The organism is Pseudomonas lundensis (assembly GCF_015377145.2).
Classification (GTDB): Bacteria; Pseudomonadota; Gammaproteobacteria; order Pseudomonadales; family Pseudomonadaceae; genus Aquipseudomonas; species Aquipseudomonas lundensis.
The window spans coordinates 2,293,174-2,308,657 of record NZ_CP062158.2 but is presented as its reverse complement, the minus strand read 5'-3'; the positions used below and the strand labels follow the sequence as shown (position 1 = coordinate 2,308,657).

Sequence of the window (15,484 nt, the reverse complement as noted above, 5' to 3'; positions counted from 1 at the left end):
AGGAAAACTATGACGATCTATGGACGGCTGTCAGTCCCTATTATTACGACTATTTTGCTATCGGCCTGTGGCGGGGACGAGGTTCATGACACGAGCCCGCAGGAGCGCATGATGAGGGAGGCAATGTGCGTTGCGGCGTCAGAACGCTTTGCCCTGTATGACGATGCAAAAAAACATTTCGCTCACGGGATGGATGCAGCTTCGGACCATTTCAGGACGTCTGGCGAACCCCCGCATTTTCCGAAAATGATCAATGCTGTGCGTTCATCGCTCGTTTCTAAGCAAAATGAATTCGTAGTCGAGCTGATCGCGACAAAGTGCAATGGCCAAGTGACATTCGGGCAGGTGGCTGATTTTTAGCCGCTAAATAGCAACCTGCACCAACGCAGCTTAAGCTCAAGGAAAAGAACGCGAGACATGGAAAGCCGAGTGAAACGATGAGTAAGATAATTCTGATAGGTCTGGTACTGGTGGCTTTGGGTGCTTGCCAAGCAAGTCCACCAACTAAAGTGCTGGACAGTGAACGGCAGTTTTTGATAGACAGCGCTCGTATCAACGCGTTTACCGATCGTCACCCCTGGAGCGCTGAAGAAGTGTCAGGTGACATGGGAGATGCAGTCACGAAGATTGAATACTTGGAACACATGGGGCCGGGATATCTCAAGCAGCGTGACGACGAATACACCAAGCAGGAGTATGTCGATCAGCAGGAGCGAACGGCAGACCAAAATGTTGAGCGGAAGAGAGTCGCGCAATACGAACAACGGGTTGCAAGCAAGGTACATAAGCGGCCCATGGGATCTTTTGGAGAAGCCTATTACCGGCTGTACGCCGCTAATCAATTTGCTGGGCGATCTATGAAAGCACCAATTCTGCAATCAGGCCTGCTCGACGGGATATTCAACCTCGACCTAGCATTTCGCGTACGTCGCTGTAACGACAATGCGTGCTATGCAGTTGCTGAAACGGGTATAGGGAAAAATTCTGAAAGGATCACAGTTTCTTTCATACGCCCTGTGCCTTTGGTAGCTGGTGACTTAGTACGTCCCTCTTATGTCGAAATTCTGGGGGAAGATGCTCAAGGAACACTCGTAGCGCGAGTGCTGGCACCTACGCTTAATTAGGTGCGATGACTTCTAGGAAATCGCCCAGGTCCCCAATCCGGATTGCTCGGAACACTCGCCGCCCTCAACGTCCCCCTCCCCCAGCGTCCGTTGATTTCATCCAGCACGGCCATGACCCGTGTGGCTTCTGCAGGTTGATTTACGGCAAACAAATCATCTGAAAACTCTCCGGGCTGTCGCAGGTCCAGCAGCAAAACTTCTGCCTTGCTGTATTTGAATCCCTCCCGAAAAACATGGTCCAGAGCCTCTACTGCTGCCTTGGTCAGCAACTGCACATCGCCAGTCGGATATGGCAAAGTCACCACAACACCTTTTGCGTATTTGGCCTCATCAGGATTGAACATGCCCGTGCGGATGCTGACACGGACTTTTTTGCAATAGGACTTCTGCGCCCTGAGCTTTTCGGAGGCGCGCATCATGTAGGTGGCCACAGCTTCCTTGATCGGTGCCAGTTCAGTCAGTCGCTTGCCAAACATTCGGCTGCAGCAGATTTCCTGTTTCGGCGGATCCGGTTCATCCAGCTCCAGGCACGGCGTTCCTGAAAGCTCTCGCGCGGTTTTCTCAATCACCACGCTGAATTTTTTGCGCAGGGTCCATGGGTCAGCCTTGGCCAAGTGCATCGCAGTGGTGATGCCCATGCCTTCAAGGTGTGCGGTCATGCGCCTACCGACACCCCACACTTCAGACACAGCCGTGTTGCGCAGCACCCAGTCCCTTTCGAAATCACCGCACAAGTTGACCACGCCGCCGGTGTGGGCCTGGAGCCGTTTGGCAGTATGGTTGGCCAGCTTGGCCAAGGGCAGCTCAGCCTGAAGCCGATCTAACCACTAACGGTCCGGCTAAGCACTCAGACGTGCCGTCACTTCATTCAACTGCCCTGATAACCCGTGAAGGTTCCGGCTTGCCGCTTCGGTGCGCTGCATGTTGTCTAGGTTTGTACTGGCAATCGTGGTGATTTCGGTGAGGTTGCGCGAGATATCTTCCGCCACCGAGGTTTGCTCTTCGGCAGCGGTGGCAATTTGGCGGTTCATGTCTCGAATGGCTTCCACAGAATGGGTGATGCGCTGCAGCATCGCTCCGGCCTCATTCACTTGCGCGACACTTTCTTCGCTGCGCGACTGGCCACTTTCAATGGCCTGAGCCGCGTCCACCGCGCCGGTTTGCACCGTTTGGATGATCTGGTTGATTTCGATGATCGACTCGGCCGTACGCTGGGCAAGGTTTCGCACTTCGTCGGCCACGACCGCAAAACCGCGTCCGGCTTCACCGGCACGGGCCGCTTCGATCGCCGCGTTAAGCGCCAGCAAATTAGTCTGCTCGGCGATGCCGCGAATCACTTCCAACACCTTGCCTATGCGGCCACTGTCGGTTTCCAGGCGACGGATGACCGTGGCTGTGTTGGCGATCTCACCACGCATTTGGGTGATGGTGTGAATGGTGCCCTGCATGACTTTTTCGCCCTGCTGCGTGGATTGGTCGGCATCATCGGCGGCGCGTGCAGCATCGGCTGCGTGACGAGCCACTTCCTGGGCGGTGGCGGACATTTCGTTCATCGCCGTAGCCACCTGATCGGTACGGTTGAACTGCTCGTTAGTGCCGCTGGCCATGAGACCTGCGATGGCGCTTAACTCGCCACTTGCGCTGTCCAGATCCTTGGCGCTGCGCTGCAAGCGGTTGAAGGTTTCGGCGAGAAAGTCGCGCAAAGTGTTGGCGGCCATGGCTAGTTTGCCCAACTCGTCTTCACGGCTGCTGGCAACGCGTTCGGCAACTTTCCCTTGGCTCAGTTGCGCCACGTAGTCGATCAGCTTGCGGATGGGGTCAATCAAGTTGCGGTTAATCAGCCAAAGGCTCAACAGGCCGATCAACAGACCCGAGGCGAGCATCACGATAATCCCCAGCATCACCGTGCGATTGGCAGCGGCGCTGATCAGTGTAGATTGCTCGGTGCCCTGCTTGCGCAGTTCGCCAACAAGTTCGCTCATCTGATCGCTGGTGGTACGGTCAACTCCTTTGACGGCGGCGTCGCCTGCAGTGGGGTCTGCACCCGCGGCGATATAGGCATCGCGACCTTTCTGGTAAGCGCTGCCCAACTGACGGTGTTCGTCACGCAGGCGCTCGATGCGGGTCTTGAGTTGGCCCTCCAGTCCTTTCTGGTTAGCCAGTTCGCCAAGGATCCCTTGTACGTCGCGCTGACGGTCTTCGAATTGCTTCCAATATTTATCCAGGTCTGCCGGCTGCTTGCCCCGTAGTAATACGTTTTTCCATTCCTGAACCTGCACCTTGAATTGCAGGTTGGCCTCGTCGATCAATTGCGAAGTGTGCAGCGGACCTTCGATTAAGTTGGCGTAGTTTTGCACGCCGTTGGACAGGAAATTAAAGCATGCTAAAGCAATCAGCAACATCGCCAACAGACTGCCGCTCAGCAGCGCGAGGATTTGAGTTCTCAGGGATTATTGCAGCATCGGATGATACTCATGACAGGAATGAAGTACGCCTGGTTAGGCGTGAAAGACGTCCAAACATCCCTGTCTGCGGTTCAGGTTTGTGGCCGGAGCCGCGCAAACTAACACTTACGTCATCGGCGTGCCAGAGCGCTTCTTGAGGGGAGTCAGACCGTTGGTGCCTTGGAAATTCTCGGTTATCGTCCTTCCTATTATTTCCGTTGGTTTGGAGATCAGATGAATGACAGCTTTTGGCCGGTAAGCGGACGCTTACAAGCGGCGACCGCTAGTGGCCGGGAGCCGCCCTTCGTGACAGGCAGCTATCGGCCGATTCTGTTGAAAAAGTAGCTCCCCTGTCTGGCCTGCGGCAAAATTCGCGCAGCGGCCAGCAGGGAAGCACGCAGCATGATGGGACAGTTATCGAGTGGGCAGGAACGGCTGTTTTACTCGTTCAACCTTGAAGACCACACCCCGCCAATCACCTTCTGCGTAGCATTGATCGGTGTCTCGATCTGAGCGTTTTACGCCATTACCTCGCCGATTTTTACAGCCCAATTGGGCGTCCTTCGATTGACCCAGAGTTGATGATCCGCATGCTGATCGTGGGCTATTGCTACGGCATTCGCTCAGAGCGTCGGCTGTGCGAAGAGGCCCATTTGAACCTGGCGTATCGCTGGTTCTGCCGGTTAAGCCTTGAAGATGAAGTCCCCAATCACTCGACCTTTTCCAAAAATAGACACGGCCGTTTTCGGGACAGCGATCTGTTTCGCTGGTTGTTCAATGAAGTGCTGCGTCGCTGCATGGACGCCGGTTTGGTTAAAGGCGAAGGCTTTGCCGTGGACGCCAGCATCATCAAAGCGGATGCGAGTCGGCAGCGCGGCATACCGGGTGATGAACAGGTCAACTGGAGCGATCCGGCCCTGAGCACCCGCGCCGTGCGAGAGTACCTTGAAGCCCTCGATGAAGAGGCTTTGGCCGAAACGCTACCGAAGCGCCTGTCGCTGACGGATCCTCAGGCCCGCTGGACCGCAGCTCCAGGCGGCCCAGCGTTCTACGCGTACTCCACGAATTATCTGATAGATACCGAGCACGGCGTGATCATGGATGTGGAACCCACACCGGCTCATCGAACCGCAGAAGTCGAGAGCACCAAGACGATGATCGACCGGGTCGAAGCGCAGTTCGACATCAAGCCGGAACGCCTCATTGGCGACACCGCTTACGGTACAGCGCCGATGTTGGCCTGGATGGTGGAGGAAAAAGACATCGAGCCGCATGTGCCGGTGTGGGACAAAACCGAGCGCAAGAACGACAGCTTTTCGAGTAACGATTTCCACTGGAATGAAGAGGCCGAGGAATACCGCTGCCCAGCCGGCAACGTATTACGCAGCGAATGGCGAGCCTTCAAAAACGAGCGTTCGCACGTCACCAAAGCCAACACTATCATCTTCCGATCCCGGCAGACCGACTGCGCGACATGTCCGATGAAAGCCAAGTGCTGCCCGAATACTTCGATTCGTAAGATCGTCCGCAGCGTCCATGAAGCCGCTCGTGATGTGGCTCGACGCATCGCAGCGACACCGGAGTACGTGCGCTCTCGCCACGAACGTAAGAAGGTCGAAATGTTGTTTGCCCACCTCAAGCGCATCCTGAAAATGGATCGCTTGCGACTACGTGGCATGAGTGGCGCGACCGATGAATTCACGCTGGCCGCTGCGGTGCAGAACCTGCGTCGGTTGGCCAAATTTACCTCTCAAGGGCCACCGGTTACGGGATAGGTGCGTCTGCACAAAGCAAAAACCCTCAAACCAACCCAATAACCGAGCTGCAAAGCTCAACGAAGGGCCAAAAAACCACTCAATGTGGTGATTAGGTTCTCCGGTGGTGATCGTGCGTGAGTTCAGCCGATCTGCAAATCAGACTTTTTCAACAGAATCGGCCAATAGGAGCCGCTGGACAGCTTGGGCAGGTGTTGTCGTTCTGCGTTTGCCTTCAACGTTCGCGGGTTCGCACTGGGTTGGGGGCAAAGAGAGCATGGCGGCGGCCTTTTCTCTCTCCCGAAGTGTCGCGCGTACAGTCTGCCCTGTTATGCTGATTCAGCCGTCCGGCGTGTAGATAAGATGCTATACGGCGTTAAGTGACAGGTATGTTGGCTAATTGATAGTTAGGGAAAACTGAGTATGCGTCGCTTAAAAGCCAACGGGTTTGTGTTTGTCAGCATTGCGATACTCTGTTGCGGCTGCACATCTTATTCGTCCCAGCCGACAATCAACGAACCCGTTGAACCCGAAACACAAGAAATCATCTCCAGCTTCAGTTACGCAATAAACTCCCCATGGAAAGACAGTCGCTTCGGCAAGGACGCATACGCAGCGACACTCAACGTTATTCCCGATGCACAGGATAAGAACTCCAGCCTTGCCGCCCCGAGCCTGCCGGCATTAGAAATAAAGATCTCGGAGTTCTCATCTGGCGGCGCTTGCGGACAAGATTACTTGACGGGCCTGAGTCTGGGTTTGATCCCCAGTTGGTGTACGCGGACAAACCTTTTCAAGTTTGATTTTATATTGAATAAGGACCAGCGCTTTTGCAGGCAGAAAACCTACTCGATAAACTCCACGTCGTTTTCACATCTCACGATGATTCCGTTTGCACTCTTCAATACGGGCAATCAGCCATTGACGCTCTATCAGGCGGCGCTTAAAGATTTTCTTCGCAGAGGTCAATGTGCGACGCGTTAAGAGGCTGCTTTTGGCCGAAAGCAGGCTACCCAGGCTATAGGGCAAAAGGCACACCCCAGCCCTCCGTCACAAGGCTCCAGCTTACGGAATAAAGAGGCTGCTTGCGGAAGCGATCCCAAAAATTGCGGAAGTGATCGTCAAATCGCAGCCAATAAAAAACCCCGCAGACCGTGATCTGCGGGGCTTTCAGGATGGAGGCCGAGGCCGGAATCGAACCGGCGTGGGCGGATTTGCAATCCGCTGCATAACCATTTTGCTACTCGGCCATTTGTACATGACATTTAAAACGTCAGATACAAAAAAAAATCGTAATGCTGTAAACCTATGATTCTTCAGCGGTTAAGGCTGTGTGCCGTGCTGATGGCGCGCATTATGTACTAGAAGAAAGAAGCTGGCAACCCCCTGAATTCTAATAATTTTTAGCCTCTCAATCCGGTGCTGTTTCTACCTGAAGCTACGCAGCGGGGGGATAGAGAGCAGGTAGTAAATCCCACCTTTACGATCACACATCCGAGACCCGCACTTTCATGCATCTATTCACCTGTCGCCATGTGGGTGCTGTTACAGGGCGCAGCACAAATCCTACCCAATGGAGTTACTACTGCCCTCAACCTAGCAGGATTTGACCGACTTTATTGCTAGAGCCTCTCACGTAAAGTCTCGCCGCCGTTAACGAACGGACCGACACCTTTACTGGAGCTTTACGATGAAAAAAATATGGATGCCCGTGGCTATTGCCGCAGCAGTTTTGGCTACCAGCGGTTGCATGAGCCATAACGTGAGCCAGCCCAACGCTCCTATTGCCGGTACTGTTACAGCTGACCTGAAAGCGAAAATTGAAGTGGGTGGCGAAATTACAGGCCAATCCACATCGAACGTTCTGTTCGGTGTATTGAAAATCAGTGGCGACAGTGAATTCGCCGATGGCGTGACTTACGGCGGCCCAGCGCCTGCATTTAGCCTGCCTGATCCTGTTTCTGCGACAAAAGCCGCTGCCGCTTACAAAGCAGTTAAAAGCTCAGGCTCTGACCTGATTGTTGCACCACGCTATGCGGTGTCGGTTGAAGACTATTTCATTTTCAAAAAAGTGAATGTCACCGTGACTGGCAACAAAGGCAGCATCAAGAACATCCGCTAAACCGCAATGTTCCAGGCAGCATCAAGTGGGCAGTAGCTCGGGCTGATCCCCATTCAGCACATACTCAGCTGTGACAGCACAACCTAATGAACTGGCACTGCTGCGAGCAACTGCCTATCAAGCCGCCTGGTTCGGCGGGACGTAAGTCCCGCCACCTGCCTCAAATCACTACATTTCGTATAAAGCGCACGACTGTATCACCTGCATTTCGATAGCTATGCGGCCTGTTACTGGCATAGGTATAAAAATCACTGGCATTAAAGTGCAGCACCTGATCATCCAGCACCAAGGTTAAGCAACCTTCAATAATGTACAGCTGCTCGCTCCATCCTTCTGCATCAGCCTCTGATACGTATTCCTCTCCCGGCTCCAAACGCCATTCCCACAATTCGACCTCTTTTGTCGCGGCAGCCTTGGCCAATAACACAGCCTTGCTACCCGAAACGGAGCCGCTCCAGGCCACTTCGTTAATACGTCCGGGGTCCGGCGACCCGGGGGCCTGAATCAAATCACTGAATGCGGCATTCAGGGCTTCAGCTACTCGATCAAGCGTGCTCAGGCTGACATTTTTTTCACCCGCTTCTATCGCAACCAGCATCCGACGACTGACTCCGGACGACTCCGCCAACGCGCTTTGACTGAGCTGTGCGAGCAGCCGCAGCCGTCGTACGTTTTGACTGACGTGCTGAAGAACCGATGCACGCTGGGAAATTTCTTTGGGCACTATATTGCTCACTGTGTGGGGCTGCGCAGTATACTGCTCAGCTTTGGCGCATTGTGCGTCTCACCTTTGTAACGCGCAAGGTCGTGACACCATTGAAAGCTTCCAGACTGTCGTCTTTGACATCTCGCATCAGTAAAGCCGAATGCGTGCTGATCCTGATCACTATCGTGTGGGGGGGCACATTTTTGCTTGTACAACATGCTCTCACTGCAAGCGGCCCCCTGTTTTTTGTCGGGTTGCGATTTGCCGCTGCCGCCAGCATCGTTGCGCTGTTCTCAATCCGCAGCTTAAGCGGCATGACCTTGCTTGAACTGAAAGCCGGATTATTCATTGGCATTGCCATCATGCTGGGCTACGGTTTGCAAACCATTGGTTTGCAGACTATCCCCAGCAGTCAGTCGGCCTTTATTACTGCACTCTATGTTCCTTTTGTTCCATTGCTGCAATGGTTGGTTCTGGGTCGCCGCCCGGGATTAATGCCCAGTCTGGGCATCATGTTGGCTTTTACGGGGTTGATGTTGCTCTCAGGCCCCAGTGGAGCGTCGTTAAATTTCAGCGCCGGTGAAATAGCGACATTGATGAGTGCCATCGCCATCGCTGCCGAAATCATCCTGATTAGCGCCTATGCCGGTCAGGTGGACGTGCGCAGAGTGACCGTAGTGCAATTGGCGACAGCTTCCGCGCTTGCCTTCGCAATGACCGTACCTACCCATGAAGCAGCCCCCGAATTTTCATGGCTACTCTTAATAAGCGCAGTCGGATTGGGTATTGCCAGCGCAGTCATTCAGGTCGCCATGAACTGGGCGCAGAAAAGCGTATCCCCTACCCGTGCCACGTTGATTTATGCGGGAGAACCCGTCTGGGCCGGTATCGCCGGGCGTCTGGCGGGCGAACGTTTGCCCGGCATTGCACTGCTGGGTGCCGCATTGATTGTTGCAGCGGTGATCGTGAGTGAGTTAAAAACAAAAGGTAAAAACATCGACATGCCCGATGAGAGCGAAAGCAATAAAGCATGCGATTGATTCTGCAGCGCTGAAATCAGATGCACACACCCCTGTCCGGGCGTGCTCATACAAGGATGCTGCTGGGCAAGCCATTAAACAGCTTGTACACATTTTGTAGGATTCGTCCTCAGCCTGACTGTTGGTGATCCCCTGCCCGCCACGTATGATCGCTCACAAACTCCTGCAGATTAGAAGCCTATGTCCCTGATAGTTCTACTGCTTCTGCCCTTTATCGGCAGCTGTCTGGCGGCTGTTTTGCCGCACAACGCGCGCAACAGTGAATCACTGTTGGCCGGCCTTATTGCACTCGTAGGCACCATTCAAGTCGCTATGTTCTATCCGCAAATCGCCCATGGGGGTGTGATTCGGGAAGAGTTCATGTGGCTGCCCAGTCTCGGCCTGAATTTTGTATTGCGCATGGACGGGTTTGCCTGGCTGTTTTCAATCCTGGTGCTGGGCATCGGTACGCTTGTGTCGTTGTACGCCCGCTACTACATGTCACCTGAAGACCCCGTCCCCCGCTTTTTCTCGTTTTTCCTGGCCTTCATGGGGGCAATGCTCGGTCTGGTGCTGTCAGGCAACTTGATCCAGATCGTATTTTTCTGGGAGCTCACCAGTCTCTTCTCATTTTTGCTGATTGGGTACTGGCACCACCGCTCGGATGCACGCCGTGGCGCTTACATGGCATTGATGGTCACAGGCGCGGGAGGGCTGTGCCTGCTGGCAGGGGTCATGCTGCTCGGCCATGTTGTCGGCAGCTACGATCTGGATGCCGTATTGGCGGCGGGCGACCAGATTCGCGCCCACAGCCTCTATCCGATCTTGCTCACTCTCATCCTGATTGGCGCGCTCAGCAAAAGCGCGCAATTTCCGTTCCATTTCTGGCTTCCCCACGCGATGGCGGCTCCCACGCCGGTGTCGGCGTATCTGCACTCAGCAACCATGGTCAAGGCCGGTGTGTTTCTGCTGGCAAGGTTATGGCCTGCGTTGTCCGGCAGTGAGCAATGGTTCTGGATCGTCAGTGGGGCCGGTGCCTGCACGCTGGTATTAGGTGCTTATTGCGCCATGTTCCAGAACGACCTCAAAGGCCTGCTGGCCTACTCCACGATCAGCCACCTGGGCCTGATTACACTGCTACTGGGCCTCAATAGCCCGCTGGCTGCGGTCGCGGCCGTGTTTCATATTCTCAACCATGCCACCTTCAAAGCTTCCTTGTTTATGGCAGCCGGCATCATCGATCACGAGAGCGGCACCCGCGACATACGCAAGCTCAGCGGCCTGTTCAAGCTCATGCCTTACACCGCGACGCTGGCCATGGTTGCCAGCGCTTCCATGGCCGGTGTACCTCTGCTCAACGGTTTCCTGTCCAAAGAGATGTTCTTCGCTGAAACCGTGTTCATCAATTCCACAAAATGGGTAGAAATCGCACTGCCGGTGATTGCCACCGTCGCCGGGACCTTCAGCGTCGCCTATGCCCTGCGCTTCACGGTGGATGTGTTCTTCGGACCGCCCGCCACTGATCTGCCGCACACGCCCCATGAACCACCGCGCTGGATGCGTGCGCCCGTTGAATTACTGGTGTTTACCTGCTTGATGGTCGGTATTTTCCCGGCCCAGACCGTTGGACCGCTCCTCGCTGCCGCTGCCCAGCCTGTCGTCGGTGGCCAATTGCCTGAATACAGCCTGGCCATCTGGCATGGCCTCAACGCACCGATGATCATGAGCCTGATCGCCATGTCGGGCGGTATCGTGCTCTATGTCCTGTTGCGCAAACAGCTCAAGCTCAATCGTTTCCCGCTACCGCCCCTGATCCGCTTCTTCAATGGCAAGCGTTTCTTCGAGCGCAGCGTGGTGGTCATCATGCGAGGCGCGCGACGCATTGAGCGCCGTGTCAGCACTCAACGCCTGCAAAGCCAGCTGTTTCTGCTGGTACTGGCCGCTGTGGTGGCAGGTTTGATACCCATGATTTACAGCGGCCTGAGCTGGGGGGATCGTCCTAAAATCCCGGGATCGATCGTGTTTGTCACCCTGTGGCTGATGGCAATTGCCTGCGCCCTCGGCGCCGCCTGGCAAGCCAAGTATCACCGTCTGGCCGCACTGACCATGGTCAGCGTATGCGGGCTGATGACCTGTGTCACATTCGTCTGGTTCTCGGCACCGGACCTGGCGCTGACGCAACTGGTGGTTGAGGTGGTGACCACGGTCTTGATTCTGCTCGGCCTGCGGTGGCTGCCACGTCGGATCGAAGAAGTCTCCCCGCTGCCAAGAATATTGCGCAAGGCGCGCATCAGGCGCCTGCGTGACTTGCTCTTGTCGACTGTGGTTGGCGGCGGCATGGCGTTGCTGTCCTACGCGATGCTGACCCGTCAGACCCCGAATGATATTTCTTCGTTCTACCTCAGCCGCGCACTGCCTGAAGGCGGCGGTAGTAATGTGGTGAATGTGATGCTGGTGGACTTCCGGGGCTTCGATACCTTGGGTGAAATCACCGTGCTGGCGGCGGTGGCGCTCACCGTTTTCGCCCTGTTGCGCCGCTTCCGTCCCCCCAAAGAAAGCATGGAGCTACCCGCCCAGCAGCGTTTGCTGGCCAAGGATGTGGTCACCGATCTGGTCAACCCGCGCAGCGCCAGCGACACCGCGCTGGGTTTCATGATGGTGCCCGCGGTCCTGGTGCGTTTGTTGCTGCCGATTGCGTTCGTGGTGTCGATGTACCTGTTCATGCGCGGCCATAACCAGCCAGGCGGCGGTTTCGTCGCCGGGCTGGTGATGTCAGTCGCGTTCATCCTGCAATACATGGTTGCCGGCACCCAGTGGGTAGAAGCTCAGATGAGCCTGCGTCCGTTGCGCTGGATGGGCACGGGCTTGTTGTTTGCCACGATCACCGGCCTGGGTGCAATCGGCTTCGGTTACCCGTTTCTCACCACCCACACCGCGCATTTCAGCTTGCCGGTACTGGGCGATATCCACGTCGCCAGCGCCCTGTTTTTTGATATCGGCGTATTTGCCGTGGTGGTCGGCGCCACCCTGCTGATCCTGACCGCTCTCGCGCACCAGTCAGTCCGGGCCCACCGCCCGAGCCTGCAAGCCAATGCACAACCTAAGACAGGAGCCGCCTGATGGAAGAAGTCATCGCGATCGCGATCGGCGTACTGGCCGCCTCCGGCACCTGGCTGGTGCTGCGTCCCCGGACGTTTCAGGTCGTCATGGGACTGTGCCTGCTGTCCTACGGGGTCAACCTGTTCATATTCAGTATGGGCAGCCTGTTCATCGGCAAGGAGCCGGTGATCAAGGACGGGGTTCCGCAAGACCTGCTCAACTACACCGACCCGCTGCCCCAGGCACTGGTGCTCACTGCAATCGTTATCAGTTTTGCCATGACCGCGCTGTTCCTGGTGGTCTTGCTGGCCTCACGGGGCCTGACCGGCACCGACCACGTGGATGGCCGGGAGCCTAAAGAATGAACCTGATGCCGCATTTGATTATTGCGCCCATTCTCTTGCCGCTGCTGACTGCCGCGTGCATGTTGCTGCTGGGCGAGAAACACCGGCCAATGAAGGCCCGCATCAACTTGGGCTCAACGCTGCTGGGGCTTGCCATTTCCATCACCCTGTTGCTTTGGACACAGCAACAAACCGAACCCGCCTCCATTGGTGTGTACCTGCCCAGCAACTGGCAGGTGCCGTTTGGCATCGTGCTGGTCGTCGATCGCCTGTCAGCCTTGATGCTGGTGCTCACCGGGATCATCGCCAGTTGCGCCTTGCTGTTCGCCATGGCTCGCTGGGACCGGGCCGGTGCCAGTTTCCATGCGCTGTTTCAAATACAGTTGATGGGGTTGTACGGCGCGTTTCTGACAGCCGATCTGTTCAATCTGTTTGTGTTCTTCGAAGTGCTGCTGGCAGCGTCCTACGGGCTAATGCTCCACGGTTCGGGCAAAGCCCGGGTGTCAGCCGGGTTGCATTACATCTCGATCAACCTGCTGGCATCGTCCCTGTTCCTGATCGGTGCCGCGCTGATCTACGGGGTCACCGGCACGTTGAACATGGCTGATCTGGCCCTGAAGATCCCGCTGGTGCCTGAAGCCGACCGCGGTTTGCTGCACGCGGGTGCGGCCATTCTGGCCGTGGCGTTTTTGGCCAAGGCCGGGATGTGGCCGCTCAATTTCTGGCTGGTGCCGGCCTACTCTTCGGCAAGCGCACCGGTGGCTGCGTTGTTCGCGATCATGACCAAGGTCGGGATCTACACCGTGCTGCGCCTGTGGACGCTGATGTTTTCCGGCCAAGCGGGCGCTTCCGCCTACTTTGCCAGCGACTGGCTGATCTATGGCGGCATGGCCACGATCGTCTGTGCTGCGATCGCAATCGTGGCGGCTCAACGACTCGAACGCATGGCCAGCCTGAGCATTCTGGTGTCGGCAGGCATTTTGCTCTCGGCTGTCGGGTTCGCCCAACCCAACCTCACCGCAGCCGCCCTGTTCTATCTGATTAGCTCAACGCTCGCCCTCAGTGCGCTGTTCCTGCTGGCCGAACTGATCGAGCGATCTCGCTCCTCCAATGAAATGCTCCTTGAGGATGATGTTGAGCAGCTCCCCAGCTTGATGGAGTCGCTTAACCCGCCCCGTGGCACCAACCTGGATGACGAACAAAAGGCCGTGGTGGGCCAGATCATTCCCTGGACCATGGCGTTCCTTGGCCTGAGCTTTATCGCCTGCGCGTTGCTGATCATCGGCATGCCGCCACTCTCAGGGTTCATCGGCAAGTTGACCCTGCTCAATGCGCTGCTCAACCCCGTGGGGCTGGGCCACCTCAGTGAACCTCCGGTTTCCACAGCGGCCTGGTGCCTGTTGGCCCTGCTGATTCTTTCGGGTCTGGCTTCGCTGATCGGCTTCTCGCGACTTGGCATACAGCGCTTCTGGACGCCACTGGAGCGCCCCTCTCCGCTGCTGCGCCGTTATGAGTGCATTCCCATTGTTGTATTGCTCGGGCTCTGCGTTGTCATGACCTTCAAGGCTGAGCCCGTGATGCGTTACACCCAGGCGGCCGCTGATACGTTGAACAACCCGGAGCGCTATGTCATGGCGGTCATGGGCTCACGCCCGGTGCCCAGTCCTGAAGCGAAAGCCGCCATGCAGAAGGTGCAGCCATGAAACGTCTGTTTCCCGCGCCGTGGTTATCACTGGCCTTGTGGGCATTGTGGTTGCTGCTCAACCTGTCACTGAGTGCGGGGAACCTGTTGCTAGGGGCCGCGCTAGGTTTTTTGGGGCCGCTGATGATGGCACCGTTAAGACCGTTGCCCATCCGCATTCGTCGTCCGGGCGTGATCATCAAATTGTTTTTCCTGGTCGGGCGTGACGTCATTCTTTCGAATCTGGCCGTGGCCTGGGGCGTGCTCAACACCGGGCGCCGACCGCCACGCTCACGGTTCATCAAAATCCCGCTGGATCTGCGCGACGCCAACGGGCTGGCGGCCCTGTCGATGATTACCACCGTAGTGCCCGGCACCATTTGGTCCGAATTGGCACTGGACCGCAGCATTTTGCTCTTGCACGTGTTCGATCTGGACGACGAAGCGCAGTTCATCCAGCACTTCAAGTCCACCTATGAACGCCCACTGATGGAGATCTTTGAATGAGTGCGCTGCTCTCCAACGCCATTTTGCTGAGCCTGTTCATCTTCAGCCTGGCCATGGTGCTGACCCTGATCCGTCTGTTCAAAGGCCCTTCTGCACAAGACCGGGTACTGGCGCTGGATTATCTGTACATCGTGGCCATGCTGATGATGTTGGTGCTGGGCATTCGGTATGCCAGTGATACCTATTTTGAAGGCGCGCTGCTGATTGCCCTGTTTGGCTTTGTCGGGTCGTTTGCGCTGGCCAAATTCCTGTTGCGCGGTGAGGTGATCGAATGAGTTCCATCAGCGAGCTATCCCTGTGGATTGAGGTTCCAGTGGCGGTGCTGCTGGTGCTGAGCAGTCTGTTCGCCTTGTGCGGGGCAATCGGCCTGTTGCGGCTCAAAGACTTTTTCCAGCGCATGCACCCGCCTGCACTGGCCTCCACCCTCGGCGCCTGGGGCGTGGCATTGGCCTCGATCCTGTATTTTTCGGCGCTTAAATCCACCCCTGTTTTACACGCCTGGCTGATACCAATCCTGCTGTCCATCACCGTACCCGTGACCACCTTGCTGCTGGCGCGCACGTCATTGTTCCGCAAGCGCATGGCGGGTGAAGACGTTCCGGCAGAGGTCAGCAGTAAAGGCGGCAGTTGACGCAATCCCCCAACGGCTGACTGCTCCGACGGTCAGCCCGCCGGTAGCAGCCT

Annotated in this window: 12 protein-coding genes, 1 tRNA gene and 3 pseudogenes; 12 read left to right on the top strand and 4 right to left on the bottom strand. The window is 56.3% G+C overall.

Going from position 1 to position 15,484, the window contains the following annotated elements:
• Positions 1 to 9: 9 nt before the first annotated feature.
• Entirely contained in the window at positions 10 to 360 is a 351-nt protein-coding gene (locus tag IF654_RS10945) for a hypothetical protein (protein WP_047274484.1), read from the top strand.
• Between the two features lie 77 nt (positions 361 to 437).
• Entirely contained in the window at positions 438 to 1,124 is a 687-nt protein-coding gene (locus IF654_RS10940) for a hypothetical protein (RefSeq protein WP_047274483.1), read from the top strand.
• On the opposite strand, the pseudogene IF654_RS10935 reads toward IF654_RS10940, so the two are convergent.
• Positions 1,121 to 1,921, bottom strand: a pseudogene (locus IF654_RS10935) (DinB/UmuC family translesion DNA polymerase); the annotation flags it as partial. The gene IF654_RS10940 and the pseudogene IF654_RS10935 sit on opposite strands and share 4 nt — an antisense overlap.
• 42 nt (positions 1,922 to 1,963) lie before the next feature.
• Entirely contained in the window at positions 1,964 to 3,526 is a 1,563-nt protein-coding gene (locus IF654_RS10930) for a methyl-accepting chemotaxis protein (protein ID WP_230683783.1), read from the bottom strand.
• Between the two features lie 444 nt (positions 3,527 to 3,970).
• Here IF654_RS10930 and IF654_RS10925 point away from each other — a divergent pair.
• A pseudogene (locus IF654_RS10925) lies at positions 3,971 to 5,343 on the top strand (transposase).
• Between the two features lie 402 nt (positions 5,344 to 5,745).
• The gene (locus tag IF654_RS10920; RefSeq protein WP_047280267.1) at positions 5,746 to 6,306 is read left to right on the top strand and encodes a hypothetical protein; all 561 of its coding nucleotides are present in this window, start codon (positions 5,746 to 5,748) and stop codon (positions 6,304 to 6,306) included.
• Between the two features lie 192 nt (positions 6,307 to 6,498).
• Here the strand turns inward: IF654_RS10920 and IF654_RS10915 are convergent.
• Positions 6,499 to 6,572 (bottom strand) — tRNA-Cys (locus tag IF654_RS10915).
• A gap of 440 nt (positions 6,573 to 7,012) precedes the next feature.
• On the opposite strand from IF654_RS10915, the gene IF654_RS10910 reads away from it, so the two are divergent.
• Positions 7,013 to 7,444, top strand: a complete 432-nt coding sequence (locus IF654_RS10910; protein WP_047273676.1) for a hypothetical protein — start codon at positions 7,013 to 7,015, stop codon at positions 7,442 to 7,444.
• Between the two features lie 160 nt (positions 7,445 to 7,604).
• Here IF654_RS10910 and IF654_RS10905 read toward each other — a convergent pair whose 3' ends face one another.
• Positions 7,605 to 8,168, bottom strand: a complete 564-nt coding sequence (locus IF654_RS10905; RefSeq protein WP_047273674.1) for a helix-turn-helix domain-containing protein — start codon at positions 8,166 to 8,168, stop codon at positions 7,605 to 7,607.
• 15 nt (positions 8,169 to 8,183) lie between these two features.
• On the opposite strand from IF654_RS10905, the pseudogene IF654_RS10900 reads away from it, so the two are divergent.
• The 7 genes and pseudogenes from IF654_RS10900 to IF654_RS10870 all read left to right on the top strand — a co-directional run bounded on the left by IF654_RS10900 (position 8,184) and on the right by IF654_RS10870 (position 15,431).
• Positions 8,184 to 9,190: pseudogene (locus tag IF654_RS10900) on the top strand (DMT family transporter).
• Between the two features lie 180 nt (positions 9,191 to 9,370).
• Positions 9,371 to 12,289, top strand: a complete 2,919-nt coding sequence (locus IF654_RS10895; protein WP_047273668.1) for a monovalent cation/H+ antiporter subunit A — start codon at positions 9,371 to 9,373, stop codon at positions 12,287 to 12,289.
• On the top strand, positions 12,289 to 12,633 hold the full coding sequence (locus tag IF654_RS10890) for a Na+/H+ antiporter subunit C (protein WP_003446102.1): 345 nt from the start codon (positions 12,289 to 12,291) through the stop codon (positions 12,631 to 12,633). The genes IF654_RS10895 and IF654_RS10890 overlap by 1 nt, the downstream gene beginning before the upstream one ends.
• Positions 12,630 to 14,315, top strand: coding sequence for a monovalent cation/H+ antiporter subunit D (locus IF654_RS10885; RefSeq protein WP_047281779.1), 1,686 nt, complete (start codon positions 12,630 to 12,632; stop codon positions 14,313 to 14,315). Before IF654_RS10890 ends, IF654_RS10885 begins: the two co-directional genes overlap by 4 nt.
• Complete coding sequence (locus tag IF654_RS10880) at positions 14,312 to 14,800, top strand: Na+/H+ antiporter subunit E (RefSeq protein WP_047281778.1); 489 nt, start codon at positions 14,312 to 14,314, stop codon at positions 14,798 to 14,800. Before IF654_RS10885 ends, IF654_RS10880 begins: the two co-directional genes overlap by 4 nt.
• Positions 14,797 to 15,075, top strand: a complete 279-nt coding sequence (locus IF654_RS10875; protein WP_047273660.1) for a K+/H+ antiporter subunit F — start codon at positions 14,797 to 14,799, stop codon at positions 15,073 to 15,075. The genes IF654_RS10880 and IF654_RS10875 overlap by 4 nt, the downstream gene beginning before the upstream one ends.
• Entirely contained in the window at positions 15,072 to 15,431 is a 360-nt protein-coding gene (locus IF654_RS10870) for a Na+/H+ antiporter subunit G (protein WP_047281777.1), read from the top strand. Before IF654_RS10875 ends, IF654_RS10870 begins: the two co-directional genes overlap by 4 nt.
• Positions 15,432 to 15,484: the final 53 nt, after the last annotated feature.

Excerpts from the sequence above, each read along its gene's own strand:
- IF654_RS10945 (WP_047274484.1), top strand. The coding sequence starts at position 10 with ATGACGATCTATGGACGGCTGTCAGTCCCTATTATTACGACTATTTTG.
- IF654_RS10940 (WP_047274483.1), top strand. The coding sequence starts at position 438 with ATGAGTAAGATAATTCTGATAGGTCTGGTACTGGTGGCTTTGGGTGCT.
- IF654_RS10930 (WP_230683783.1), bottom strand. The coding sequence starts at position 3,526 with ATGTTGCTGATTGCTTTAGCATGCTTTAATTTCCTGTCCAACGGCGTG.
- IF654_RS10920 (WP_047280267.1), top strand. The coding sequence starts at position 5,746 with ATGCGTCGCTTAAAAGCCAACGGGTTTGTGTTTGTCAGCATTGCGATA.
- IF654_RS10910 (WP_047273676.1), top strand. The coding sequence starts at position 7,013 with ATGAAAAAAATATGGATGCCCGTGGCTATTGCCGCAGCAGTTTTGGCT.
- IF654_RS10895 (WP_047273668.1), top strand. The coding sequence starts at position 9,371 with ATGTCCCTGATAGTTCTACTGCTTCTGCCCTTTATCGGCAGCTGTCTG.
- IF654_RS10890 (WP_003446102.1), top strand. The coding sequence starts at position 12,289 with ATGGAAGAAGTCATCGCGATCGCGATCGGCGTACTGGCCGCCTCCGGC.
- IF654_RS10885 (WP_047281779.1), top strand. The coding sequence starts at position 12,630 with ATGAACCTGATGCCGCATTTGATTATTGCGCCCATTCTCTTGCCGCTG.
- IF654_RS10880 (WP_047281778.1), top strand. The coding sequence starts at position 14,312 with ATGAAACGTCTGTTTCCCGCGCCGTGGTTATCACTGGCCTTGTGGGCA.
- IF654_RS10875 (WP_047273660.1), top strand. The coding sequence starts at position 14,797 with ATGAGTGCGCTGCTCTCCAACGCCATTTTGCTGAGCCTGTTCATCTTC.
- IF654_RS10870 (WP_047281777.1), top strand. The coding sequence starts at position 15,072 with ATGAGTTCCATCAGCGAGCTATCCCTGTGGATTGAGGTTCCAGTGGCG.